The 25959-nt window shown below is 68.1% G+C and carries 10 protein-coding genes, 3 pseudogenes and 1 riboswitch; of the genes and pseudogenes, 7 read left to right on the forward strand and 6 right to left on the reverse strand.

The window, feature by feature from the left end:
• The first annotated feature begins 208 nt into the window (after positions 1 to 208).
• A riboswitch (cobalamin riboswitch) is annotated at positions 209 to 335 on the forward strand.
• 40 nt (positions 336 to 375) lie between these two features.
• From cobN to ACWDYJ_RS11180, 4 genes and pseudogenes are all read left to right on the forward strand, one after another.
• Positions 376 to 3987 (forward strand): cobaltochelatase subunit CobN, encoded by a 3612-nt coding sequence (gene cobN, locus ACWDYJ_RS11165; RefSeq protein ID WP_451565234.1) that lies wholly within the window; start codon positions 376 to 378, stop codon positions 3985 to 3987.
• A gap of 281 nt (positions 3988 to 4268) precedes the next feature.
• A pseudogene (locus ACWDYJ_RS11170) lies at positions 4269 to 4788 on the forward strand (tyrosine-type recombinase/integrase); the annotation flags it as partial.
• 625 nt (positions 4789 to 5413) lie between these two features.
• On the forward strand, positions 5414 to 6340 hold the full coding sequence (locus ACWDYJ_RS11175) for a transposase (protein ID WP_451565235.1): 927 nt from the start codon (positions 5414 to 5416) through the stop codon (positions 6338 to 6340).
• 337 nt (positions 6341 to 6677) lie between these two features.
• Positions 6678 to 9086, forward strand: a complete 2409-nt coding sequence (locus tag ACWDYJ_RS11180) for a YfhO family protein (RefSeq protein ID WP_451565236.1) — start codon at positions 6678 to 6680, stop codon at positions 9084 to 9086.
• An 86-nt stretch (positions 9087 to 9172) separates the two neighbouring features.
• Here ACWDYJ_RS11180 and ACWDYJ_RS11185 read toward each other — a convergent pair whose 3' ends face one another.
• Positions 9173 to 12307, reverse strand: a complete 3135-nt coding sequence (locus tag ACWDYJ_RS11185) for an alpha-N-acetylglucosaminidase (RefSeq protein ID WP_451565237.1) — start codon at positions 12305 to 12307, stop codon at positions 9173 to 9175.
• Positions 12308 to 12526: 219 nt separating this feature from the next.
• On the opposite strand from ACWDYJ_RS11185, the gene ACWDYJ_RS11190 reads away from it, so the two are divergent.
• Entirely contained in the window at positions 12527 to 15109 is a 2583-nt protein-coding gene (locus tag ACWDYJ_RS11190) for a YfhO family protein (RefSeq protein WP_451565238.1), read from the forward strand.
• Positions 15110 to 15720: 611 nt separating this feature from the next.
• Here the strand turns inward: ACWDYJ_RS11190 and ACWDYJ_RS11195 are convergent.
• Both ACWDYJ_RS11195 and ACWDYJ_RS11200 read right to left on the reverse strand, forming a co-directional pair.
• Positions 15721 to 17727, reverse strand: a complete 2007-nt coding sequence (locus ACWDYJ_RS11195) for a PIG-L family deacetylase (protein ID WP_451565239.1) — start codon at positions 17725 to 17727, stop codon at positions 15721 to 15723.
• Positions 17728 to 18069: 342 nt separating this feature from the next.
• Positions 18070 to 18446, reverse strand: a pseudogene (locus ACWDYJ_RS11200) (transposase); the annotation flags it as partial.
• A 229-nt stretch (positions 18447 to 18675) separates the two neighbouring features.
• On the opposite strand from ACWDYJ_RS11200, the pseudogene ACWDYJ_RS11205 reads away from it, so the two are divergent.
• Together ACWDYJ_RS11205 and ACWDYJ_RS11210 are read left to right on the forward strand one after the other, a co-directional pair.
• Positions 18676 to 19695, forward strand: a pseudogene (locus tag ACWDYJ_RS11205) (ATP-binding cassette domain-containing protein); the annotation flags it as partial.
• Positions 19696 to 19807: 112 nt separating this feature from the next.
• Positions 19808 to 22024, forward strand: coding sequence for a terpene synthase family protein (locus tag ACWDYJ_RS11210; RefSeq protein ID WP_451565240.1), 2217 nt, complete (start codon positions 19808 to 19810; stop codon positions 22022 to 22024).
• A 64-nt stretch (positions 22025 to 22088) separates the two neighbouring features.
• Here ACWDYJ_RS11210 and ACWDYJ_RS11215 read toward each other — a convergent pair whose 3' ends face one another.
• The 3 genes from ACWDYJ_RS11215 to ACWDYJ_RS11225 form a co-directional block, all read right to left on the reverse strand.
• Positions 22089 to 23321: a GNAT family N-acetyltransferase gene (locus ACWDYJ_RS11215; protein WP_451565241.1), complete on the reverse strand. Its 1233-nt coding sequence runs from the start codon at positions 23319 to 23321 to the stop codon at positions 22089 to 22091.
• Between the two features lie 94 nt (positions 23322 to 23415).
• Entirely contained in the window at positions 23416 to 24651 is a 1236-nt protein-coding gene (locus ACWDYJ_RS11220) for a YncE family protein (protein WP_451565242.1), read from the reverse strand.
• 113 nt (positions 24652 to 24764) lie between these two features.
• Positions 24765 to 25916 (reverse strand): XdhC family protein, encoded by a 1152-nt coding sequence (locus tag ACWDYJ_RS11225; RefSeq protein ID WP_451565243.1) that lies wholly within the window; start codon positions 25914 to 25916, stop codon positions 24765 to 24767.
• Positions 25917 to 25959: the final 43 nt, after the last annotated feature.

Below are 25959 nucleotides of genomic sequence, written 5' to 3' on the forward strand. Positions count from 1 at the left end.
CTTCAGCCCCGCCGGCCAAACCCAGCCCCACCGCCGACCCGGGCGACGCCTGCCAAAAACCAGCCCCGCCGGCGTTTGAGGCGCGGGGTCCGGGGCAGCGCCCCGGCAACGGCGCCGCACCCGCCCACCTGGCGCAGCGTCACCGCGCACGGCCCGCCCCACCCCCACTCCCGGCCAGGGAAAGGGCCTAGGATGGCCACCGACAGGCCACTCGGCCCGTCGTCGCCGAGGACGGCGACATGGGAGGAAGCCCGGTGCGATTCCGGCGCGGTCCCGCCACTGTGAACCCCGCGGAGCGATCGGCGGGGTGAGTCAGGAACTCCCGCTGTCCTCACTGCCCGGGGCGCGGAAACCCCGAGGAAGGCCTGCCGCCGCATGATCCTGCTGCTGTCGACGTCCGACACCGATCTGCTCAGCGCCCGCGCCGCCGCGGACGGCCCCGTGCCGTACCGGTTCGCGAACCCCTCCCGCCTTCCCCTCGACGACCTCCCCGGCCTCCTCGTCGGCGTCGACCTGGTCGTCGTACGCCTCCTTGGCGGCCTGCGCGCCTGGCAGGACGGCCTCGACCTCCTCCTGGCCCCCGAGCAGACCCGCCCGGTGGTGGTCCTCACCGGCGAACAGGCCCCGGACGCCCAGCTGATGGAGGCCTCCACCGTCCCGATCGGCATCGCCGCCGAGGCGCACGGCTACCTCGCGCACGGCGGCCCGGCCAACCTCGAGCAGCTGGCCCGCTTCCTCTCCGACACCGTCCTGCTGACCGGCCACGGCTTCGAGCCCCCGGCCGCCTCCCCCACCTGGGGCCCCCTGGAGCGCACCGGGCGGACCACCGCCGGTCCCCGGGTCGCGGTGCTCTACTACCGCGCCCACCAGATGAGCGGCAACACGGCCTTCGTGCACGCCCTGTGCGAGGCGATCGAGGCCCACGACGCCCGGCCGGTTCCGCTCTACGTCTCCTCACTGCGCACCCCCGAGCCGGAGCTGCTGACCGCCCTGGCCGACGTCGACGCCATCGTCACCACCGTCCTCGCGGCCGGCGGCACCCGCCCCGCCACCGCCTCGGCGGGCGGTGACGACGAGTCCTGGGACGCGGGCGCGCTGGCCGCGCTCGGCGTACCGATCCTTCAGGCGCTGTGCCTGACGGGCTCGCGCGCCAACTGGGAGGAGAGCGACGAGGGCCTCTCCCCCCTCGACGCCGCGACGCAGGTCGCCGTCCCGGAGTTCGACGGGCGCCTGATCACCGTGCCGTTCTCCTTCAAGGAGATCGACGAGGACGGCCTGCCCGCCTACGTGGCCGACCCCGAGCGGGCCTCGCGCGTCGCGGGGATCGCCGTACGCCACGCCCGCCTGCGGCACATCGACCGCCGGGACAAGCGGATCGCGCTGGTCCTGTCCGCGTACCCCACCAAGCACTCGCGCATCGGCAACGCGGTCGGTCTCGACACTCCGGCCAGCGCGGTCGAGCTGCTGCGCACCCTGATCGCGGGCGGCTACGACTTCGGCCCGGTCGAGCAGATCCCGGGACTGGTCTCCGGGGACGGCGACGAGCTGATCCGCGCGCTGATCGAGGCCGGCGGCCACGACCAGGACTGGCTCACCGAGGAGCAGCTGGCCCGCAACCCGGTCCGCATCCCGGCCGCCGACTACAGGCGCTGGTACGCGCAGCTCCCCGCTTCCCTGCGCGAGCAGGTCGAGGAGCACTGGGGCCCGGCCCCGGGCGAGATGTTCCTGGACCGCTCCCGCAATCCCGAGGGTGACATCGTCCTGGCCGCCCTGCGCCGCGGGAACCTCCTCATCCTCATCCAGCCGCCGCGCGGCTTCGGCGAGAACCCGATCGCGATCTACCACGACCCGGACCTGCCGCCCTCGCACCACTACCTGGCCGCGTACCGCTGGATCCAGGCGCGTGCGGAGGACGGCGGTTTCGGCGCGGACGCCATGATCCACCTGGGCAAGCACGGCAACCTGGAGTGGCTGCCCGGCAAGAACGCCGGCCTGTCCGCGTCCTGCGCCCCGGACGCGGCCCTCGGTGACCTGCCCCTGATCTACCCGTTCCTGGTCAACGACCCGGGTGAGGGCACGCAGGCCAAGCGCCGTGTGCACGCGACGCTGGTCGACCACCTCGTACCCCCCATGGCACGTGCTGAGTCATACGGTGACATTGCACGCCTCGAACAACACCTGGACGAGTACGCCCAGATCAGTGCCATGGACCCGGCGAAACTCCCCGCCATCCGCGCCCAGATCTGGACCCTGATCCAGGCCGCGAAGCTCGACCACGACCTGGGTCTGGACGAGCGCCCGGACGACGACGGTTTCGACGACTTCCTCCTCCACGTCGACGGCTGGCTGTGCGAGGTCAAGGACGCCCAGATCCGCGACGGCCTGCACGTCCTCGGCGGCGCCCCGACGGGTGCGGCCCGCGTCAACCTGGTCCTCGCCATCCTGCGCGCCCGCCAGATCTGGGGCGGTACGACGGCCCTGCCCGGCCTGCGCGAGGCCCTGGGCCTGGACGAGTCCGCGCCCACCCGCACCTCGGCGGACGCCGTCGAGGAGACGGCCCGCGCGCTGGTCCAGGCGATGGAGGACGCGAACTGGGACCCTGCGGCGGTCACTTCGGTTGCCTCCGCCCACTCGGCGGACGTCGCGGCGGTCCTCTCCTTCGCGGCGCGCGAGGTGGTCCCCCGGCTGGCCGGTACGACCGACGAGATCACCCACGTGGTCAGCGCCCTGGACGGCTCGTTCGTCCCGGCCGGCCCCTCGGGCTCACCCCTGCGAGGCCTGGTCAACGTCCTGCCGACGGGCCGCAACTTCTACTCGGTGGACCCCAAGGCCGTGCCCTCCCGCCTCGCGTGGGAAACCGGCCAGGCACTCGCGGACTCCCTCCTCACCCGCTACCGCACGGACAACGGCGAGTGGCCCGCGTCCGTCGGCCTGTCCCTGTGGGGCACGAGCGCGATGCGCACCTCGGGCGACGACGTCGCGGAAGCCCTCGCCCTCCTCGGCATCCGCCCGGTCTGGGACGAGGCCTCGCGCCGCGTGACGGGCATCGAGCCCATCCCCCTCGCCGAGCTGGGCCGCCCCCGCATCGACGTGACCCTGCGCATCTCCGGCTTCTTCCGCGACGCGTTCCCGCACGTCATCGGCCTGCTGGACGACGCGGTCCGCCTGGCGGCCTCCCTGGACGAACCGGCCGCCGACAACTACATCCGGGCCCACGCCCAGGCGGACCTGGCCGAGCACGGTGACGAGCGGCGCGCGACGACCCGCATCTTCGGCTCGCGCCCGGGCACGTACGGAGCCGGCATCCTCCAGCTGATCGACTCCCGCGACTGGCGTACGGACGCCGACCTCGCGGAGGTCTACACGGTGTGGGGCGGGTACGCGTACGGCCGCGGCCTCGAAGGCCGTCCGGCCCGCACCGAAATGGAGACGGCCTACAAGCGGATCACGGTCGCCGCCAAGAACACGGACACCCGCGAGCACGACATCGCGGACTCGGACGACTACTTCCAGTACCACGGCGGCATGGTGGCCACGGTCCGCGCCCTGCGCGGCACGGCCCCGGAGGCGTACATCGGCGACTCCACCCGCCCGGAAACGGTCAAGACCCGCACCCTGGTGGAAGAGACCAGCCGCGTCTTCCGCGCCCGCGTCGTGAACCCCAAGTGGATCGAGGCGATGCGCCGCCACGGCTACAAGGGCGCCTTCGAGCTGGCGGCGACGGTCGACTACCTCTTCGGCTACGACGCCACGACGGGCGTGATCGCGGACTGGATGTACGACAAGCTGACGGAGACGTACGTCCTGGACCCGGAGAACCGCGCCTTCCTGGAGGAGGCCAACCCCTGGGCCCTGCACGGCATCGCGGAGCGCCTCCTGGAGGCCGAGTCGCGCGGCATGTGGGAGAAGCCGGACCCGCAGATCCTCGAATCCCTGCGCCAGGTGTACCTCGACACGGAGGGCAACCTGGAGGGCGAAGCGGAATAACCTGACATGTGACGGCTCACGGGCCCTGGACCGAAATCACCTGGCCAGGGCCCGCGATCCCCAATCGCCACCCGCCCCATGCGGCTCCCCCGCCCACCGCGGCATCCAGCCCAGCCTCGAACTCCCACCGCGCGCCGACCACGCGGGCCCGGTCGCCAACTTGTGGGCCAGGTAGTGGGAGGAGACCTGCTCGGGGCTGTTCTTGCCGCCGCGGAGCCCGGCGGCGATGAGTTGTTAGGTGTCCTGGCGATAGAGCTCGGCGCAGGAAGGGCATGGAGTACCTCGACGCAGGCACCGCCAGCATCCGCCGCTCCCTCCAGCGCACTCGAACCGGCGGCCTGACCGCCCTGCCACCAAGACCCGAGCCTCCGAATGCCGCATCCCATGCCCACTGGGTGCGTCCAGTCATTGAAGAGCCATCGGGAGCGCGGGAGAGAGAACGCACGGTCTCCGGAACGGGCTGGAAGGAAGACGGTCTCATCTTCACCACCCCAGCCGGTGGCCCCCTCGACCCTGCCAACCTCACCCGCCGCTTCCGTGGTCTCCTCCACCGCGCAGGGTTGCGCCGCATCCGTTTCCACGATCTGCGGCAGTCGACGGCGACCCTGCTCCTGGAGCAAGGCGTAGACCTCGCCGTCATCAAAGAACTCCTCCGCCACACCCACATCGGAGTCACCGCCGGACGTCTACGCCCATGTTCGGCTCCGCCTCCAACGCCAAGCCATCGATACGCTCCACGACGCCCTCGGTCGGCCCGACGACCGCCCTGATGACTCACCCGCCTCGGCAGTCGTTCGCTGACCCTGGCCATTCAATGGAATTGGGTCCGGTCTGATCTTTGAGCAACGAAAGATGCCCTGACCCGCAAGGATGTGATTGTCGAGACCGTATCCAGCCGCCGACGGCAAGTGGCTGATCGGGCACGCGGGGGCGGTGTGTTGCGCCGGTGTGCGGACCGTACGGGGCTGACGGCCACGCTGGGGCGGGAGTTACCTCAAGGCGGTGGCGCCGGCTGGGAGCGGGCCGAGGTGCTGATCAGTCTGGCCGCGGCGATCGTTCTCGGCGCGAAGAATTTGTCCGAGGCCGAGCAACTGCAGCACCACCAGGCCCCTGTATTCGGCGCCGCGCCCTCTGACTCCACTACGCGTCGCACGCTGGCCGCACTGGATGACCACACCCTGGCCGCCCTCGGGCGCGCGCGGGCAGGAGTGCGCCGCCATGTGTGGTCACTGCTGCACCTGCGGCCAGGCGGCTTCCCCTGGCTCGCCATCGCCGGTAAGCGCCTGCACGGCTGGAGCGTCATCGACATCGATGTCACGGTCATCACCAGCGCCTCCAAGAAGAGTGGGGCAGCGGCACGTTCAAGAAGACGTTCGGTTTCCATCCACTGGCTGCCTGGTGCGCGAACACCCAAGAGTCCCTGGCCATGCTGCTGCGGCCCGGCAACGCCGGCAGCAACACGGCGGCCGACCACCCCACGGTGCTCACCGAGGCCCTCGCGCAGACACCTGGCGCCTCGACGGCGAAGATACTCGTCCGGGTCGACGCCTGCCCGAGCACACCTGGACCCTCCAGAGCGGCTACTTCGTCGCCGAGCTGTCCGAACACCCGGACCGGCTGGCCGCATGGCGTGCGGCTGCTCGTGCGCCGGGTCAGGCCCTCGGGCCGGCAGCTCAAGAAGCTCAACCCGTTCGAGATCAAGACCGGCTGGCGCTACTCCATCATCGCCACCAACATCCGCAAGATGACCCGCATCCGCGGTTCCCACCAGCCCCAGTGGCTGGACGCCGCGCACCGCGCACACGCCGTGGTCGAGGACCGGGTGCGCTGCGACAAGGCAATGGGTCTGAACAACCTGCCCTCACAGTCGTGGGAGGTCAACCGCGGCTGGATGCTCGCCGCAAACCTCGCCCACGACCTCGACGTTTGGGTGAAGTTGCTGGCCCTGCACGACGTTGACGACCTCGCCGACGCGGAGCCCGACACCATACGGTTCCGGCTCCACCACCTGCCCGCCCGCCTCTCGCGACACGCCCGCCGCCGCTGGCTGCGGATCGACGGCCCTCCCCTGACGACCGCGAATCACCCCGACGACGAGAACCAGAAAGAGAGGACCAGCACAACCCGGGCACGTGGAACCCGGCGCAGCCGCGGCGTCACGCGACGGCCCACCCCGAACGACACGGGGACATTCCGGGCGAACCGCCGAACCAATCAACGGCCGAACCCCGCTGACGGATCGAGGCCAGTTCACTTCTTACGGACCCATTCGATCAGACGATCGCAAATGAATGCAATAACCAGCACGGCCAGAGCCCCGACCGAAACAACGAGAGCTACTGTATCCATATAATACCTTCAGTCCTGACACAATCCATGTCTTGTCGGTGACGCATGTCGCACCCCTCGAGACATATGCTAGCAACATAAGGGCTCAAATCGACTCCAGATGCACCGCCGCACACAAAGCGGGGCACCAGGTGCCACCAGATGCCACTTTAATGAATAGAGCATTGGGCTCTGTGTTTTACAAGGGAGGCGTGTTCGCGGTTGTGAGCAATGACACGGTATCGACAGCGACCGAAGATACGCGCCCGGAAAACGAAGTAGGCGCTAATTGGGGCAGATTTAGCCTATGGCTGGCTCCGCTGGGAAGCGCAGCGGCCGCCATGGGGTCATACTGTCTGGCAATGCTGATTCAAGGGGTATATCCGTTCGGTGCGCGCTCACGAGCGGTGAACGATCTCGGAAACCAGTTTGTGCCGTTCCATGCCCATCTATGGGACCTGATGCACGGCAACACCAGTGGAGATCTGTTCTTCAATTGGGGCAGCGGGTTCGGCGTGCCATTTCTGGCCGATTTTTTCACCTATCTGATGAATCCATTTTCATGGCTTGTGGGATTGGTGCCGCGTGACATGGTGGAGTTACCGATTGCTCTTGTCACGATTTTGAGTATCGGGCTAGGTACTGGACTAATGGCTATGTTTCTTGGCTGTTTGAGTGCTGGCCCGCCGTGGTTGCGCGCGCTACTCGCTGTGGGTTACGGCGTCAGTAGCTGGACCACATCCGATGGCTGGGCCGACCCCATGTGGATGTGGGGCCTTGTGTCTTTCCCACTGCTGGGGATCGCCGGCGACTGGTGTCTGCGACGATGCCGTTGGGTGCCCGGGGCATTGGTGGTTACGCTCTGCTGGGCCGGGAACTTTTACACCGCGGCGATGGCCACGCTCGGCATGGGCCTGGTCTTCGGGGTGCGACTGCTGCTGGACGTCCGCCCGGCACGTGAACGGGGCCGCGTACTGCTGCGCGCACTGTCGATGACGGTTGTCGGCGTGCTGTTGGCCGCGCCCGTAGTGACTGTCTCGTACCAGGCCAGTAAGACGGCCCAGCCAGCTCCCGGCAACCGGTATAACGGCCCACCTGATGTGCGTGACTACCTTGCCCACTTGCTGCCTGGTGGCTATCACGTCACCACCCCCCGGATCGCGGTCGGTATCCTCGCGCTGCTACTCGTTTTTACTTTTCCGTTCATGCGCCGTATCCCACGCCCGGAACGGGCCGCCTGGTGCGTGATGCTCGTCCTGGTTGCGTTGTCCTATGTGTGGGAACCAGCCATTTTGCTGTGGCACGGGGGGGCGTTGCCCAATGGCAGCCCGTATCGGGCGGCCATCGCACTTACTGCAATGCTCGTGGCGACCGCCTGGCTGGCGTTGTCCTATCGCCCAGGGCCGCGTGAGATCTGGTGCGGTGGCTCTCTGCTGGCAGTGCTCCTCGTTACAGTCAGCGGTAGCCCGTATGTCTCGCCTGGCACTTGGATCCTCACCGTGGCAGGCGGCATCGTCTCCGCAGTACTTCTGTGCCTGTTGTGGCGCCATCCCGTCGAAGGCCCAGCTCGCCGCACCGTGGTCTGCGCGCTCACCGTCTCGGTCTTCCTCGGAGCTGCGGGGGCCACCTCATCTGTCACCGCCATCCGTGACCAGGAAGAGTGGTGGAAGCCCAAACGCACCCTGGACGCAGACTCGTTCGCTGCCTACGGTCAGGTCCGGACCCACGACACCTGGCCGGTCAGGCGTAGCGACCCCGGCCCGCACGAATTCGCTGCCAACGACCCAATGCTGCTTGGAGGTGAAGGTGGGTCGTACTACAGCAGCTATGTGCCCGCCCAGACCGCCCGGACCCTGCAGGGACTCGGGGCCGGCTTGGCGATTGGCGGCCGTCACCTCCTCAGCTTCGAGGACCCCGTGGGGCGGGCCATCATGGGCATCTCCAGTTACCTCGAGCCCGATACCGGCGCACCCAACGGCTTCGCCCGGCGTTCGCAGCAATCGCCGCCCGTCGTGACCCTCAGGCCAGTCGACGCTGCCCTGGACGGTGCTGTTCCCGACGACGCCTCTGTTTTCGACCGCCGCAATCGGGTCCTGGGAACAGCCGTCTACAACGTCCCGGAGCTCATTCCCGCGCCGGATTCCGGCGGCCGACGGCAGCTTCACGCCGGCACACCCACCACTCTCACGGCCCGGTGCACCGCTGGCACCACTATCTATCTTTACGCCCCTTGGTACGCGGGCACCGTGCAGGCGTTCGGCACGACGACGACCCTGCGGGCCCGACGCCCCATGAGCAGCTCCGCGATACTGCCTCTGGGCCGCGTCACCTCCAGCGCCGACTTCACCCTGACGTTCACCGCTGCCACCACACAGTCCATCCCGCGCTATCCCCTCGGCTGCCTCGACCACCGCGTGTTCGACGAGACCGTGGCCCGGCTGACCGCCACCGGCCCAGCCAAAATCACTGCAGGCGGCCATTCGATCAATGCCGTCTTCGCCTCAGGAACCACTGGCACAGCAGTCCTCGCAATCCCGGCTGTTCACGGCTGGCGGTGCTCATCCGGAAGCCGGACACCGACAGCGCCTGGCACACTCGGTGGACTGATCGCCGTCAGCCTCGACCCAACCAGTTCCCGCATCACTTGCGCCTATCACACACCGGGTCTGGCCTCAGGCCTTGCCCTGAGCGGAGTGGCTCTGACCGTACTTCTACTCACGACGGCAGCCGGCACGGTATCCCGTAGACGGACATTCCGCTTGGGATTCTGAAAGAACTGCACCTCGCGGTCGGCATTGTGGATACTCGCCGGGCCATGATGATGTCCAGGGTGGCCGCCGGAAGAGAGTTGATAGCTCTAGCTGGTGGTCCGATGCCGGGGGCCGATGGTGAATTCACTGAACGCGGCGCTGCCGCGGACTGCGGTGTCGGGTGTAGCTGCAGTCATGAAGATTCCAGCGTCCTGGCTGACTGCTGCGGTCGGCAGGGTCACTGTGGTCGCATCGCGCCAGGTCTGTCCGTCATCGGAGTACTGGCACGCATAGGTTCGGCCGCGCCGGTTCACTCTGAGCCACACGGGTGCCGTGCTGCCCGCCGCCGTACGCCAGTAAGTGTCAATGCGGCCGTCTCCATCGGTGTCGCAGGACAGTACGACGCCCTTGCCGGGGGTTGTGGCGAAGTTGAGGAAGGCGCCGGCAGCGGGGGCGATGCCGTCGCGCACGATAATTCCCGCGCGGGACCATGGTCCGGTATTTGTTTGTGCGTCCACCCGCACGGTGATCTGGTCGCCATCGTTGAGGCTCTGTGGACGGTAGAGGGCGCCGAATTCGGCGACGTTCTGCCAGAGGTCACGGCCGCTGCCGTTAATCGCCAGCCGATCACCGCGCTGGCCGAAAACTGCGGCATTGGTGGTGTGGGTGTGCCAGGAGGGGGCCAGCCGACCGCACCGGTACAGCGTGGTGGTCAGTCCGATTTCCACCGGCTGGGCGCCGACGCGGGTGGTGTAGCGGGCTCGAATAGTCAGCGGCGAGCTGTCAAGTGGGGCGCCGGGTGCTGGACCAGGGGCAAGCTGCCACGCGGCTGTGGCCCGTCCGCCGGCGGGAACGGAGGCGATGGTTTTCGCTGCGCCGAGGCCGTCCGTAGTGAGGTGGCCGTGGAGGGTGAGAGTTACTTCTCCAGTTGCGGCGAATCCGTTCAGATTTCGAAACTCTGCGGTGACCGGGATGCTCTCGGAGTCTCCGACCTGCAGGGGGTCAGGGGCAATGGTGAGGATTGCCTGGTAGGGCGCATCGGTGAGGTAGGTGCGGACTGCGGCGGCAGTGGTGTGGGCGTCGCCAGTTGCCTGGGTGGGGTAGGCATCATGACGGCTGATCCACGTGAACGCCTTCGCATACCAGTCAATGATCTCTGGATCGCGCCCTTCTGCCATCGCGTTGGCCAGCTCATCGAGGTAGGCCTGCCAGAGGGGAAGATGGAGATCGCGTAGGAGCCCGTTCCATTCCCTAGCGGCGTAGCCATGAAGGTGGGCAGCTGATGTGCTGCCCGCCCAGGTGGTAATCAGGGCCCGGGCTGTGCTCTCCAGGTAGTCGGCTTCGTCTTGGCCTGTCGCTGCGCCGCGGGCCTTCCGCAACCAGGGTCCGACCATGAACGCTCGGTGGCAGCCGGCGATGTCGTCGGTGAGCCGGATCAGCTTGAGCCAGGCCGCCGATGTGCTGCGCAGGCGAGGAAGATCCGGGGCGGCTTGGGCGTCGCGGAGTTGACGGAGCAGGGCTGGGGCCCGGTTGGCGAGAGTCTGGCGGGCGATGTCGACGAGGTCATGGCGGTAGGCGTCGCTATTGCGATGGACGGGCGCGGCGCGCAGGAGTGAATCCAGTGCGGCATCGAACGCCGACTGGTCGTAGGAGTAGCCGGGCGGTGTGACCAGGCCGGGCGTCATGACCAGGGAGGGGGGTTGGGTAAGGAGGGTAGGCACGGGTCTGGCATCCGCAGTGGTCAATGCGTATGAGGTGTCGGCCAGGGTGCGGAAGGCAGCCCTAGCCTCGGTGTCAGCGCCGCCGTAGCGGAGGTCTGCGTAGGAACGGAACCATTGATGGCGGTCGATGGTGTCTTCCGTCCAGGGCAGTTCGCTGAAAAGCTCAAATGCGGCTGGGTCGCGGTTGGTGGATTCAGGCATGTAAGCGGTGCCCGCGAGCGCAGTCCCGGATTTGTCCCGCCAGGCGGCGAAGCGCTCGGTCCAGTGGTGTGTGGCAGCTCCCAAGGTGGTGCGTCCACCGAAGTTGGGGATGCTGCCGAATGCGTAGGGTGTGTGATTCCAGTCTTTTTCGCGGTCGGTCACCTCGGCGGTGTCTGAACATCCGTCGACAATCAGGACACGACTGGTGTCGATGGCTGCCAGGACTTCTTTTCGTGGGTTGTCTCGCCAGCCGAGGAGGACCCAAGTTGCCCCGGGGTGAGCGATCTGCAGCGCCGTTTCCACAGCTCGTGCCGCCTCGGCCACAGGGACGTCTCCGGGGCGGCCCCCCTCGTGGAGAAGGTCCATTTTGAACATCTGCGCGCCACCCAGCACGTCCTGCTGATGCTGGTAGAAGGACGCACAGGCAGCGGCGAATGTTTCACAGCGGGGGTCGAGCCAGTCTGGTCGGCGCAGTCCGTTCCAGGTGCCTTGGGGGATCGTCCGGGCCGCCGGGTTGCGGGCAACGAACCCGCTGGGGACAGTTCCGAACCATCCTGGAAGCACGGGTTGCATTTCAAGTTCCCGCAGCCGGTCGCAGATGCGCCGACCGAGCTCGGCTCGACGTGCAACGTGCTCCGTTGTCATGGGCTCACCAAAGGCACTCATGTTCTGCAGTAGCCACCACGGCTGGTGAGAGGGAGCCGGGATCCATGCTCTGGCTTCTTGCTCTGAGTAGCCGAGGTCGAGCAGCAGCCGTGTATAGACCTCTTCATGACCGGGCGTAATCAACAGTTCGTTGAATCCGTGCAGTGCCGCAATGTCAATCAGACGTTCCCAGTCTTGCCAATCGGCGTAAGGGGCGGTGTAGCCATCGTGAGTGTCGTTGAGGAGAAAGCGGTGCGGCAGCGTTGCTCGGCGGTGCAGGGGGCGTGCCGGGGCGGGAAGGAGCGCGGGCAATTCATTGCGGTCGGCTGCCCAGGTCAGGTGGGCATTGCAGGTGTACTTCAGGTACCAGTGAAGCCCGGTGAGGGCGGTAGCAGGCGTGGTCGCCGCCACTCGGATCCGCCCGGTGGTGCCGTCAACCTCAAACCTGTCCGGACCACTGAGACGGGTGAAGGCGACCTGGTCACTGTGGCGGGGCAGGATTCGTCGTGCGGCGGCTGCAGCAGGCGGCAGGAGTGCCGTTTCGTCTCTATGCGATGGAAGCGCAGCATGCGCGGTGTCGCCGGCCCAGGCAGCAGCAGGAGAGCCCGGACCGGGCAAGCGGAGGCAGGCTGCCGAAGCAGTCCCGATTAGCATGCGCCGGGATAGCGTAAACATTAGAACCCCAGATTCACCCTATGGAGCCGCCTCGCGGAACGGCGGGTGTGTGCATTGTCCTCAGCAGTTAGCGCTGGTAGGGCGGATACTCCTGTGGTGGGCGAGCCGCAGCAGCAAAGGAGACTGGCTTGGATGCTCTGGGGGAGCGTGTAGCGTCCAGCCGCGATGGTTCCGGCTGATTGACGATGCAGATTCCGGCCCGGGGCCGGTGGGAGAGCTATGCACCAGCCCCTGAAGTCCACTACGGTGGCGTCCGCATCGGCCGCTTTGCTGTCCATGGCCGCCTACTGCACAGGGCTTGCCGCTCACCGCACTTATCCGTTCGGTCCGCAGTCCAGGGCAATGAATGACCTGCGCAACCAGTACGTTCCCTTCCACGCCAGGCTGTGGGACCTGCAGCACGGAGCTGCGGGCGGTGACCTCTTCTTCAACTGGCAAAGCGGGTACGGAGTAGGGTTCCTCGCAGACTTCTTCACCTACCTCGGCAATCCTTTGTCGTGGACGGTCGGTGTATTTCCGCGGCACTACGTCGACTTTGCGGTTTTCCTGGTCAGTGTCTTCAGCATCGCGTTGGCGGCTGCCTTGATGACAGTCTTCCTCGGCCGACTAAACCCCGACTTACCGTGGATGCGGGGGCTGCTGTCAGTAGGGTATGCCGTTTGCGGATGGAACGTTCTGGAAGGCGCGATCGTTCCGATGTGGATGTGGGGTCTGGCCGGGCTTCCCGCAATCTGTATCGCCTTCGACTGGTGTCTGAAAGAACGCCACTGGGCAACGGGCGCCTTGGTCGTCGCCGTGTGCTGGTACGGCAACTTCTACACAGCTGCCATGGCAACCATGGGAGCTGTCCTCATTCTGCTGGTGCGGCTACTGATGTCCCCTGCCAGATGGACCCACCGTGCCCGCACTGTGTGGCGGGCCGGCAGCATGACCGCTGCCGGCGTGCTCCTGGCTGCTCCAGCAGTACTCGTTCCGGGGCTCGCCAATTCCCAGGCCCAACCCACGGAAAAATACGTGGTAAGCGTGGCCACCGCGCCACTGACCTACCTGGCAATGTTCCTGCCGGGTAGTTCGGCCACACCGACCGCACCCAACGTGTTCGTCGGCCTGCCAGTCCTTCTGCTCGTACTGACCTTGCCCTTCCACGCCCGCGTGCCAGTCCGCGAGAAGGCCGCCTGGCTGCTCATCATCGTCCTCGTCGCCGCCTCATTTGTGATCACTCCCACGGCCAAGGCTTGGCAGGGCTTCGCTCTCCCGCACGGCGCTCCTTTCCGAGCGACGTTTGTACTGAGCGGCATTCTGGTCATGGCCGCCTGGATTTGCCTGGCCGAACACCCCACCCCCCGGACTCTGCTGGCCGGCACCGCGACATTCGCCGCTCTGGTAGGCCTCTGCCTAGGCCAACAGCCCGTCAACGCGTACGCGTGGAACCTCGCAGTACTGGGCGGGCCGGTGACAGCGATCTTGCTCCTCGCACTCGTCACTACGCAGGACCGGCGTGCGGCCCGCACCACGGTCTCAGCCCTCCTAGCCGCCACCGTGTTCGCCGGCACCGCTTACACAGTCTTCGGGGTCGCAGTACTCCATGACCCCGCCCTCAGAGGGAAGACCGTGGCCTCCACCATGACGCCACTCGCCGTGAACGCCCACGAAACCCTCCGGGAAAACGACCGCTGGCCCGCTTCCCGTATCGACGTCGGTCCCGACGTCTTCGTCACCGACAACGACCCCATGCTCCTCGGGGGGCAAGGCGGCGCTTACTACAGCAGCTACGTAACCCAAGACACGGCCACCGCGCTGCGATCCCTCGGACTGGGTACGGCCATGGGTGGCCGGCACCTGTGGGCTGCCTCCGACCCGGTCCTGCAGTCCCTGCTGTCGGTCGGAACCCACCTGCGCCAGACCAGTCCTGCCACGGTCGCGCCCGCCCCTTCGCCTGCCCTGCCGCTGGTGACACTCCGCCCTGACATCGGGCAAGAGCTCTACGGGGCGCCGACAGGAACAGTGTGGGCTGCCCAGCAGAACGCAATCGGGGCTCGGGTCTACTTCGTACCCGAGCTCACCGCCCTCTCGGGCCGCGGGACAACTCCGCAACGCATGGCCGGAGGCTTCAAGATCCCCCGGTCCTTGCAGGGGGCTCACTGGCCGGCATTCACCGCCACCTGCCCGGCAGGCTCTGAGGCACTCCTGTACGCGCCTCACTACAGTGGCCGGTTCGTCGCTTTCGGCACCAGCCACAGCAGCCGCGGGCAGTCCGGTCTCGTCAGCATGCCCGTGACACCGCTCGGCACGGTTCCGCCCGATGGACGCATCGACATCGCCTTCGGGACGCCCCGGAAAGAGCAGGCCGTTCCCACATACGCGCTTGCCTGCCTCGACCGCCAAGCACTGGTCACCGCAGTGAGGAAGCGGTCTGCCGCAGCAGCAACCGCAGTCCACGTCTCAGGACACGGCATCACAGCCGATCTCCCGGACGGTTCCACCGGAACGGCGGTCATCGCCACCACGTCTGTGCCCGGCTGGGCCTGTTCTGTAGACCACGGCGCACTCCGGGCGCCCTCTGCCGAGCATGGACTTCTTGCCATTCCTCTCGACTCCCCCGCCAGGAACGTGGGGTGCACCTACACCCCTCCCGGGCTGAAGGCAGGCCTCACCGCGGCAGGAATCGGTGCAATTGTAATTATCGGTGTGGCGATGTGCGCGCGGCAGTCCAAGAAGCGGTTCGAAGGCCGAGGCACCCTGGTATCCCAGAAAACCCTGAGCCCATTGGATCGGATCAGAGAATATTCCACACATCGATAGAGGACTTCAAACATGGTTCGCCCTCAATATGTCGTGACTGTCATCTGCTGCCCTTACCCTGACAGCATCAGGATGCAAGCAAGAGCGCTCACCAGAATGGGGATATCCTAAGCTATCGGCCATCCTTCAAGATTTCAATCAAGAGCTACAAAGCCAATGCAGCAGCGCCACCCCCGGTAGCTGCCAGACAGAAATTGATCGACTCGAAAAGCTGTCGGATCAGGCTTTTGACCAGGTTCTCGAATATAAGCTTCTAGACGATGGATACGTCAATTCCCTCGATATGCTAACCAAGGCCAGAGAACGACACAACGCCGCCGCCAATGAAGCCCGGTCGCAAAGCGATCCGGGCAACCTGTCATCGCAAAAGGCAGTGGCGGCAGAAATCGCCGCCTATCGACAGGTACTCAAGGAGCTGGAGAGAATCCGTATCAGTCCACCGCCAGGCGACGGATTTTCGCCATTATGACGCCCGTGAGGGACTGCCGTCGGCGAAGCCAAGCCCTTGGTGGCGAAGGGTCCCCAGGGCGCGGCATGTGGGGCAGCCTCAGGGACGCATGGCAGTCGCGGCCAGGCAGGCAGAAGCCCGCGACCGGACGCCACGCAACGGGCTACCTTCCCCCAGCGGCCAGGGACGACACCCGTCCCTGTGCGAGTGTCCAGGGTCGGACCGCCCGGTGCCACGGAGAGGAAGCCTGGTTCCTCGGCGCCGCGGATGCGGCCGAGGGTGCTGTCGTAGTGACGTACAGATCAGCGTCCAGCCCAAGAACCGCCGAGACGGCCTTACCGGCCCGCTCAGTTACCCCCGCTGGGGCTCCCGTGTACAGGATCTGGGATTCCTGCCAGGGCTGCGCACTGTCCATGCCCGAAACGCTTGCCATGCCCGCGCCAGAGCGGCCCGCGATGAGACGGCCCGCGACACCCACTGCGCCGTAGCCGCCGTAGCCGCCCGCCCCGGCGACCGGGGAGAACTCCGGCCCGACCGCGCCTGTGCCGGCCAGACTCGTGCCGACGGTGCCCATGCCGGGCCGACGGAAGAACAGCCGGACGCCGTCGCCCTCCGGCCTCACCGAGAGCACGCCCGTCGTCTGCGGCAGCCCGGTCGGGTACGGGCCACGGACCGGGGCACCCGGCATCGGCTGAATCCAGGCCAGCACAGACCCGGCCGTAGCCGCATAGACGTGGCGCCGCCCCGATCCGTCGGTCGCGGTCACCGGATCGCCTTGAAGGCCGCCACCGCCCAGAGCCTCCCATCGGGCGAACGCGCCGTTCGAAGTCATCTGCGCCCGGGCGCGTAGCGTGTGTTTGGAATCACGTACGTACACCGTCATCCGGCCTGCCGAATCCACGGAAACGTGGGGTCCACTGATCGCCGACGTGCCGGATATGTCCGTGGTGTCCGGAGTGCCCAGTGACTGCCACGGGCCGAACGAGCCATCGGCCACGCTCTGGACGGCGTACACGATGTCCCGACCGTAGTCCTGGGGTGTCGCACCCAGAGTGGTGCGGGTAGCGAACACTGCAATCCTGTTGTCGGGGAGTCTGACCGCCGTCGCACCGGTGTCGATACCGGTGCCGACAAGGAATTGCGGGCCCCGCCAAGGGGCATGGGGGCCGGTGCGCGACCAGTACGCCATGCGCCCATCCAACGCGGCGAAGGCCCACAGCCGACCTGAGGCGCCTTCGGTCATCCAGGAGGTGTTGTCACCCCGGCTGTAGCGGATGCGCTGGTTCCAGCCGGGGCCTGTGGGTCGGGTCGCGGTCTTGCGGTCGCCGCAGCCGGCGGGACTGCCGCACCAGTCCTGGTGGTCCGTCCAGGCGTAGGTCTTGAGGTAGCCGAGCTTCTCCTCGGCCGTCTTCGGGTCGAGAGTGGCGGGCAGGGTACTGGTCGGGTAGCTCACGTAGTTCTGGAGCGAGAAGTGCGGCCGGTCCGTGGACTCCGCGTAGCGTGCGGCAGCTGCCTGGACGAAGCGTGCGCCGTAGACGTGGTCCTGATGGTCGAGGAAAGCGCCGCCGTCCGACCTGCCAGGTGTCGGGTCCTGCGTCCGTATCGTGGTCGGCTTGTACAGATCGAGCATGCCCGCGATGGCGGCTATGGCCTGGTCTTTGGTGTAGGAGAACCCGTGCTTGACCGGTGTCCCGGAGGTCAGCTGGGCGCCTAGGGCAGGAATCCTGCCGTCCCACAGGCCTCGGAGACTGTCCGGATTGTCCACAGAAACGCCACGGGCCTCGCGGAGTTCCATCCATACCAGATTCACTTCGGGCCTGGCGGTAAGGACGTCCACCTCGGCAGCACCGCCACCGGCGGTGGGTATGGACTTCCGCTGCCAGGCACTGGCGCGGTCACCGGTGGCCATCTGCGCGTAGGCGGCCCGGATACCGTTCTGCCGGGCCTCCGCGAAGGCGGCGCGGTCGGCCGGGCGCACAGGATCCTCCAGGTGCGAGCTGTGGGCCTCGTTCCTGCCATCGGACTCGCCGGAAGTCAGGTACACGGTGGTGACCCGGATACCCGTCGATATGGAACGGCTCACATCCGGATTCATGAAGAAGAGATCGTCGTCGGGGTGTGCGACGACCTGGAGAGCGGAGCCCTCGGTCGTGCTCGGCTGGACAACCACCCAGGGGGCCACTGACTGTCGCGCAGTCCCGAACCCGTAAGTCCAGGTCGTCACACCAGCGACGCCGACCGAGAACGCTGCGAACAGGGTGGTGAGACGAGAGCGGCTGAACAGCGACATCTACAACGCCTTGCGGATCGGTCGGGTGCGGAAGTACCGCCAGGAGGTCAGTGTCGGCGCCTCGATGACTCGCTACTCCCGGAGGCGACCGAGCCAGATTGTGCCTCGAACACCCCCGACTGACATAACGTCAAAGGATATACAGTCAGAAAAGGAGGCAAAATGGGATATATGGATGCTTGTCGCTTTGAGGTGACTCGTTTGAGAACCCGCACAGGGGCGGGCGCTCAAGGGGCGGAGCCGGCGGCGGCGGGGCTCCCATCTGTGGGTTTTGCCGGTCAGGGCGAGCATGGGCATCCCGGCGCGCAGGTCGAGGGCGATCTGGACGATCTCCAGCCAGATCCGGTTCTGCGCGGTGTCGTGCAGGGTAGGTTGCGCAGGCCGGTGGCGAGGGCGGCACGGATGCGGCCCTCGGCCCGTGCTCGCTGGCGGTCGGCGCAGTTCGAGTGCGGCGATGGGGACGTCAGTGGTGTTGGTGGCGAACGCGGTGAGCCGCAGGCCGTCGGCGTCGGTGAAGCGCAACTGGGCGCCGAGTAGGGGCGTTCCTTGCGGACGATCAGCCGCATCCCGTTGGGCCAGCCCTTCAGGCAGTCGCCGGAATGGTGGTGGCCAATCAGGTCTTCCACGCCTGGACCCGCAACGACCAGCCGGTGCCGGACACGGCACCGCCCGTGCTGCGCGACTTCCTCCAACGAAACGCTGTACTGACAGCGCAGGAGAGCGCGACCTTCGAACGACCGACGCGCGGCGACACGATCAAGCTCATCCAGTCCAACATGGAAGTCTTCTCGATGGCCGAGGCGTTCGGCGGCACTCGCCCAGGCCCGACTCGCCGTCGCCGGGACCGCCGTGTTCGCGGTGCGCGCCGGCTCGGCGAGCCTCGGCGCGCTGGTCGCCACCACCAACACCCTGCACGAGGAGTCCCTCTACGTACGGGACCTGGAGCGGTTCGTCGCCGAGGCGGGCCGCCGTGCGATCAAGCCGGGCGGGCTGCCGCTGGCCGAGCAGCTCGGCGAAGTCCGGCTCACCGATGTGGGCTTCAGCTATCCGGACCGGGACGAGCCCGCCCTCACCGGCATCTCGCTGACCATCGAGGCGGGCACCGTCGTCGCCCTCGTCGGGGAGAACGGCTCCGGCAAGAGCACCCTGGTCAAGCTGCTGGCCGGACTGCACCTGCCCGACACCGGGTCGCTGTCCTGGGACGGGGTGGACGTACGGGAAGCCGACCGGGAGCAGGTCTTCGACCGGGTCGCGCTGCTCATCCAGGACTTCGAGCGCTGGCCCGTGACCGCCCGTACCAACATCGCCATCGGCCGGCCCGGGGACGAGGGACCCGACCAGGCGGTGGACAGCGCGGCGGCGGTGGTCGCCGCCGCCCGCTACGCGGGGGCCGACCGGGTCGTGGACAAGCTGCCGCACGGCTACGAGACCCTCCTCGCCCGGGTGTTCCGGGGCGCCTCGAAACTCTCCGGCGGGCAGTGGCAGATGTTCGGCCTGGCCCGTACGCGGTACCGCGACGCCCGCGTCATCGTCGTGGACGAGCCCACGTCGGCCCTGTACCCGGAGGCGGAGATCGCCGCCTTCGACAGCATCCGGGGGCTGGCCGGACCGCAGCGCGCGGTGGTGCTCGTCACGCACCGCATGTCCGGGGTCCGCCACGCCGACGTGATCCACGTCCTGCACGAGGGGCGGCTCGTCGAACAGGGCGGCCACGACGAGCTGTTGGCGCTCGGCGGCCGGTACGCGGCGATGTTCCGCATGCAGGCCGAGCAGTACGCCCAGCAGCCCCCGCCTCCCGTTATCCCTCGCCAGGCCGCCGCGCCGCAGAACGACCCACACGTCACCTGAAGCAGTGAACTCCCCCTTGTCCCGGCCGCACCAGGGGTAGGGCACTGCTGACTCTCGTGCGGGGGCCTGGTCCACCGGCCCCCGCACCCTTGGACGAAAGGCCGACCCCGCCGTGACCCAGCCGTTTCAACTGCCGGATTTCTATGTGCCTTATCCGGCGCGACTGAACCCCCACCTGGAGGACGCGAGGGTCCACACCAAGCAATGGGCGCGCGATCTCGGGATGCTGGAAGGTTCCGGTGTCTGGGAGGAGCGCGACCTCGACTCGCACGACTACGCCCTGCTCTGCTCCTACACCCACCCCGACTGCGACAGCGAGGCGCTGTCGCTGGTCACCGACTGGTACGTGTGGGTCTTCTTCTTCGACGACCACTTCCTGGAGATGTACAAGCGCTCGCAGGACCGCGACGGCGCCAAGGAGTACCTCGACAAGCTCGCCGCCTTCATGCCGATGGACCTCGCCGGAGGCTTCCCCGAGCCCACCAACCCCGTCGAGGCGGGACTCGCCGACCTGTGGGCGCGGACCGTGCCCGCCATGTCGATGGACTGGCGGGAACGATTCTCCCTGTCCACGCGGAACCTCCTCAACGAGTCGATGTGGGAGCTCGCCAACATCAACATCGGGCGGGTGGCGAACCCGCTCGAGTACATCGAGATGCGCCGCAAAGTGGGCGGCGCCCCCTGGTCGGCCGGTCTCATCGAGTACGTCTCCGCCGAAGTCCCGGCGCGCGTCGCGCACGCGCGCCCGCTGGGCGTCCTGCGCGACGCCTTCTCCGACGCCGTGCACATCAGGAACGACCTCTTCTCCTACCAGCGTGAGGTCGCCGACGAGGGCGAACTCTCCAACGCCGTCCTGGTGTTGGAGACCTTCCTGGGCTGCACCACGCAGGAGGCCGCCGACGCCTCCAACGACCTGCTCACCTCCCGCCTTCAGCAGTTCGAGCAGACCGCGCTCGCCGAACTCCCCCAGCTCTTCGCCGACCACGCCATGAACCCGGCCGAGATCGCGGCCGTCCTCGCCTACGCCAAGGGCCTCCAGGACTGGCAGTCGGGCGGCCACGAATGGCACATGGTCTCCAGCCGCTACATGAACAAGGAAGCCCGCGCCACCGCCCCGCTCACCCTGCCCTTCCTCCCGGCGGGGCTCGGCACCACCGCGCTCGACCTGGGGTCCGTGTTCACCCGGCGCTCGATGGACATGCGCCGCCGCTCCTTCACCCACGTCCCGTTCGAGCCGACCGGGCCGTCCGTCATCCCCGACATCTACATGCCGCACCGGCTCACCCTCAGCCCCCACCTGGCGCACGCGCGCGAGGAGTCGATCGCCTGGGCCAAGCGGATGGGCATGGTGGACCCGCAGCCGGGCGATCCGGCGTCGGCGATCTGGACCGAGGCGAAGCTGCGCGGCTTCGACTTCGCGGTCTGCTCCGCCGGCATCGACCCCGACGCCACGCCGGAGCAACTGACCCTGAACGCCTCCTGGCTGACCTGGGGCACGTACGGGGACGACTACTACCCGGTGGCCTTCGCGCACACCAAGAACCTCGCGGCGGCCAAGGCCACCACGGCCCGCCTGCTCGCGATGATCCCCGTGGACCACGCCGACCAGCCGGATCCGGTCACCGCCATGGAGCGCGGGCTTGGCGAACTGTGGGTGCGCACCAGCGCCGGCATGTCCACGCAGCAGCGCACCGAATTCCGGGCGACGCTGGTGGACATGGTGGAGAGCTGGCTGTGGGAGGTGGACAACCAGATCCAAAACCGCATCCCTGACCCGGTGGACTACGCCGAGATGCGCCGCCGCACCTTCGGCAGCTACCTCACGATGTACCTGTGCCGGCTCGGCCACCAGGGCCGGGGCATCCCCGAGGAGATCTACTCCTCCGGGACCATCCGGTCGCTGGAGAACGCCGTCGCGGACGCCGCCTGCCTGATCAACGACATCTACTCCTACCAGAAGGAGGTGGAGTTCGAGGGCGAGGTCCACAACTACGTCCTCGTCACCCGCAACTTCTTCGACATCGGCTACCCGGAGGCGCTGCACATCTGCCATGCGCTGATGACCCAGCGCACCGAGGAGTTCGAGCACATCGTCGCGAACCAGCTGCCGCTGCTCTACGACGACTGGAAGCTGACCGGGGAGGCGCGGGGCGCCCTCGACGCGTACGTGGGTGAGCTGAAGGACTGGCACGCCGGTATCCTGAACTGGCACCAGAAGATCGCCCGTTACCGACCCGAGGACCTGCACCCGCTGCCCGGTGCGCTGTCCACCGCCCTGCGGGGCTCCGGCTTCGGTATGTCGGCGGCCCGGATCTCCCTGCCGGTGTGATCCCGGCGGGGGCGGTCCGCTCGCCCGCCCCCGCCGTCACCGCAGGCCAGGGATCGCCCCGGGTTCAGAACTCGTCCGCCGTGTGCGGCAGCAGCCCGGTGGCCAGGGCACGGTCCAGCGCCGCCGCCGTGCCGGGGGTGCGCTCGGCGACCAGCCCGGCGGCCACCAGCTCGGTCATCCGGGTCCCGCCCAGGTAGCAGGCGGCCAGCTCCCGTACGTCCAGGGTCAAGTCCGGCTCGGCGCGAGCGGGTTCGTACGTCGCCCCGCCCGGCCCCGCCTTGAGGCGGAAGCGTCCGGCGTTCGCGGGCAGCGTCACGTCGGCCAGCTCCAGCACCAGTTCCACCGGCGCGGCCCAGGACCGCGCGACCAGCGCGGCCCGTACGTCGACCAGCCGCAGCCAGAGCGCCGGGAATTGGGCGGTGACCCTGACTTGGTCCCGGTCGGCGGCGAAGTGCAGCAGCGGGTCGTCGGCCGGGCGGCCCCAGGCCGAGACCTTGCCGGTCAGGTCGAGGGAGGCCAGGCAGCTCCACAGGGCGGCGGCCGCGGCCGGGGTGTCGGCCTCCAGCTCCTCGACGCGGACCAGACCCGGGGTGCGCAGGGGGCCGCCGTCGTCCTCCGGCTTCGTGCGGTAGAGGACGTAGCCCGCGACCGGCTCCCCCGGGTCCCCGAGGACGATGATCCGGGGCGGGCTCAACTCCTCGTCGTCCTCGGCCTGTTCAGTGAGCCACTCCTCGGTCCAGCGCTCCGGGCCGCGGCTCGGCCGGCCGGCCCGGGTGGTGCGGGTGGCCTCGTGGTACGGGCCGATCACGGCAAGCGCGTCGGCCGGGTCGAGCAGCCGCAGCGGGCGGGGGTCCGGCGTGATGCGCAGGGCCAGCGGCCGGCTGGAGTCGATCTCGATGGTGACGCCCTGCGTGGCCGGGCCGTAGCCGAAGCGGCCGTAGATGGCGGACTCGGAGGCCCAGAGGGCGGTGAGCGGGTGGCCCGCCGCCCCTGCCCGCCGCAACTGCTCACCCATCAGGGCGGTGAGCACGCCGCGGCGGCGGTGGGTGGGGGCGACGGAGACGAAGGTGACCCCGGGGCAGCCGAGGTCCGTTCCGGGTGCCGAGAGGCGGAAGTCGTAGGCGGCCATGAAGCCGACCAGCACCTCGCCGTCGTACGCCCCGATGCGCGCGCAGCGGCGCAGCAGGGCGTGGTGCCGTTTGCGTCCTTCCTTCTCTGGGCGGTCGTGGAAGACCAGGTACGCGAGCTCCTGGGCGCGGTCGATGTCGGCCTCGGGCACTTCGCGGATGTCCACCATGATCCGGAGACTAATCGGTCATCGCGGACTGGTCACCTCATAATGGCCGGATTTGCCCGTTTGACCGGTTCCAGCGCCTGTGGCGGGAGGGCGCCTAGGGGGCCGCCGGACCCGACCAGTCCGCCGGGACGTGCCCGAGCCGGACCCGCTGGGGGTGGTCGCCCACGGGGACGGAGACCCGCTTGGTCCCGGTGGCGAAGTCGATGGCGGTGACCCGGTCGGCGCCGCTTTCGGAGATCACGCAGGCGGTGCCGTCGCCGTCGACCGTGGCCCAGTAGGGCTTGGAGGCCGGAACCAGCGGCCCCTCGGTGAGGGTGGCCCGGTCCACGACGGTCGCGTAGTCGTCCATCGTGCCCGCGACGCAGAGCTTGGAGCCGTCGGGGCTCATCGACATGCCGTGGTGGCGGGAGTCGTTGACCCAGCTGGTGCGGTCGGTGCTGGTGGCGGGGTTCACGGGGAGGGTCTTGAGGCGGGTGATGCGGTCGGCGGCCACGTCGTACTCCAGGAAGCCGTTGAAGAAGGACACCTGGAAGTAGAGCTTCGACTCGTCGGGGCTGAAGGCCACCGGGCGCAGGGCGTCGGAGAGGTCCGGGCGTCCGAAGGCGTCCAGCCGCTCGCGCATGTCGATCACCCGGACGGTGCGGAAGGTCTGCGCGTCCACGACAGTGATCTTCCGGTCGCCCTTCGTCCAGTCGAGCCAGGGGGCGTCGAGGGCGGTGTTCACCTCTCCGATGGAACTGTTCCAGAGGAAGCGACCGTCACGTGTGAAAGTGTTCTCGTGGGGTTTGTCGCCGGTACCGAAGGAGCCCAGCTGCCGGCCGGTGGCGATGTCCAGGACGTGCACGGTGTTGGCGGTGGAGGCGGAGACCGCGACGCGCGTGCCGTCGGGCGAGACGGCCATGTGGTCGGAGCGGTAACCGGACACCGGGAAGCGCCAGTTGATCCGCCCGGACCGTACGTCGATCGAGACGACGTCGGCGAAGCTGGGGCGGGAGACCACGACCGCGGAGCCGTCGGGGGTGGCGTACATGTCGTCCACGAACTGGTCGTGGCCCTCGCCCGCGCTCGCCCGGATGCCCAGGAAGAAGCCGAGCTTCACCGGGTTGAGGTAGATCTCCCGCAGCCGCTCCTCCTTGTCGGGGATGACGTTGATCCGGCCGACCCGGGCGAGATCGCCGGTCGAGGCGAGCACGTCGGCGGTGCCGTCCCAGTTGTTCCCGACGAAGAGCACCTCGCGCAGGCCGTGATCGCCGGTGTCGGCCGCCGGGGTGAAGGCGGTGAGCAGGGCGGCCACAGCCAGGGCACCGAGGGTTCGCAAGGTACGTGACATCCGCTCAACTCCCGCATGGAGGACGGTTACTGGCGGGTAAAATAGACGGAATAGCGAAAGGGCACAACCCTCAGGGGTCGTGCCCTTCTCCGACGGTCACGTCAGCCGTCCCTTCAAGCGACGGAGCCGATCCTGCCGATCACCGTGTTCGAGCCGTCGTGGTGGATCGGGATGTGCGCGCCGGTCAGGGCGGCCCCGGTGCCGCCGCGGCGGTTCGCGACGATCTCGGCGGCGATGGACAGCGCCGTCTCCTCCGGGGAGCGGGCGCCGAGGTCCAGGCCGATCGGGGAGCGCAGCCGGGCCAGTTCGAGCTCGGTCACGCCCACGTCGCGCAACCGCTTGTTGCGGTCCTCGTGGGTGCGGCGGGAGCCCATGGCGCCGACGTAGGCGACGGGAAGCTTGAGGGCCAGTTCGAGCAGCGGGACATCGAACTTGGCGTCGTGGGTGAGCACGCACAGGACGGTCCGGCCGTCCACCTGCGTGCTTTCCAGGTACCGGTGCGGCCAGTCGACCACGATCTCGTCCGCCTCGGGGAAACGGTTCTTCGTGGCGAACACCGGCCGCGCATCGCACAGTGTCACGTGGTAGCCGAGGAACTTGCCGATCCGCACCAGGGCGGAGGCGAAGTCGATGGCACCGAAGACGATCATCCGCGGGGGCGGGACGCTGGACTCGACGAGCACCTTGAGCGGCTCTCCGCAGAGCCGGCCGTCGGCGCCTATCTCCAGCACGCCGGTCTTCCCGGCGTCCAGCATCGCGCGGGCCTCCTCGGCGAGGGTGCGGTCCAGTTCCGGGTGCCCACCGAAGCCGCCCTCGTACGAGCCGTCGCCGCGGACCATCACCGCGCGGCCCATCAGCTCGGCCGGGCCCTCGGCGATCCGGGCCACCGCGGCCGCCTCGCCCCGGGCGGCGGCGGCCAACGCGGCCGCCAGCACCTCTCGCAGGGGGGAGCCGACCGGTACCGGGGTGACCAGGATGTCGATGATTCCGCCGCAGGTCAGACCCACCGCGAAGGCATCGTCGTCGCTGTACCCGAAACGCTCCTGGACGCATCTGCCGTCCTCCAGCGCCTGCCGGCACAGCTCGTAGACCGCACCCTCCACGCATCCGCCGGACACCGAGCCGATGGCCGTCCCCTCGCCGTCGACGGCGAGTGCGGCTCCGGGCTGCCGGGGTGCGCTCCCGCCGACCGCCACGACCGTGGCGACGGCGAAATCACGTCCCTGCTCGACCCACCGGCTCAATTCTTCGGCGATGTCCAGCATGGGGGCCTCCTCGGAGAGGTTCGGTTTCCAGTATCGGATACGT

This window comes from Streptomyces sp. NPDC003042 (genome assembly GCF_053591315.1).

Bases quoted from the DNA above. Each gene is read 5' to 3' on its own strand.
- cobN (WP_451565234.1), top strand. From the start codon at position 376: ATGATCCTGCTGCTGTCGACGTCCGACACCGATCTGCTCAGCGCCCGC.
- ACWDYJ_RS11175 (WP_451565235.1), top strand. From the start codon at position 5,414: ATGCTGCTGCGGCCCGGCAACGCCGGCAGCAACACGGCGGCCGACCAC.
- ACWDYJ_RS11180 (WP_451565236.1), top strand. From the start codon at position 6,678: ATGCTGATTCAAGGGGTATATCCGTTCGGTGCGCGCTCACGAGCGGTG.
- ACWDYJ_RS11185 (WP_451565237.1), bottom strand. From the start codon at position 12,307: ATGTTTACGCTATCCCGGCGCATGCTAATCGGGACTGCTTCGGCAGCC.
- ACWDYJ_RS11190 (WP_451565238.1), top strand. From the start codon at position 12,527: ATGCACCAGCCCCTGAAGTCCACTACGGTGGCGTCCGCATCGGCCGCT.
- ACWDYJ_RS11215 (WP_451565241.1), bottom strand. From the start codon at position 23,321: ATGGTGGACATCCGCGAAGTGCCCGAGGCCGACATCGACCGCGCCCAG.
- ACWDYJ_RS11220 (WP_451565242.1), bottom strand. From the start codon at position 24,651: ATGTCACGTACCTTGCGAACCCTCGGTGCCCTGGCTGTGGCCGCCCTG.
- ACWDYJ_RS11225 (WP_451565243.1), bottom strand. From the start codon at position 25,916: ATGCTGGACATCGCCGAAGAATTGAGCCGGTGGGTCGAGCAGGGACGT.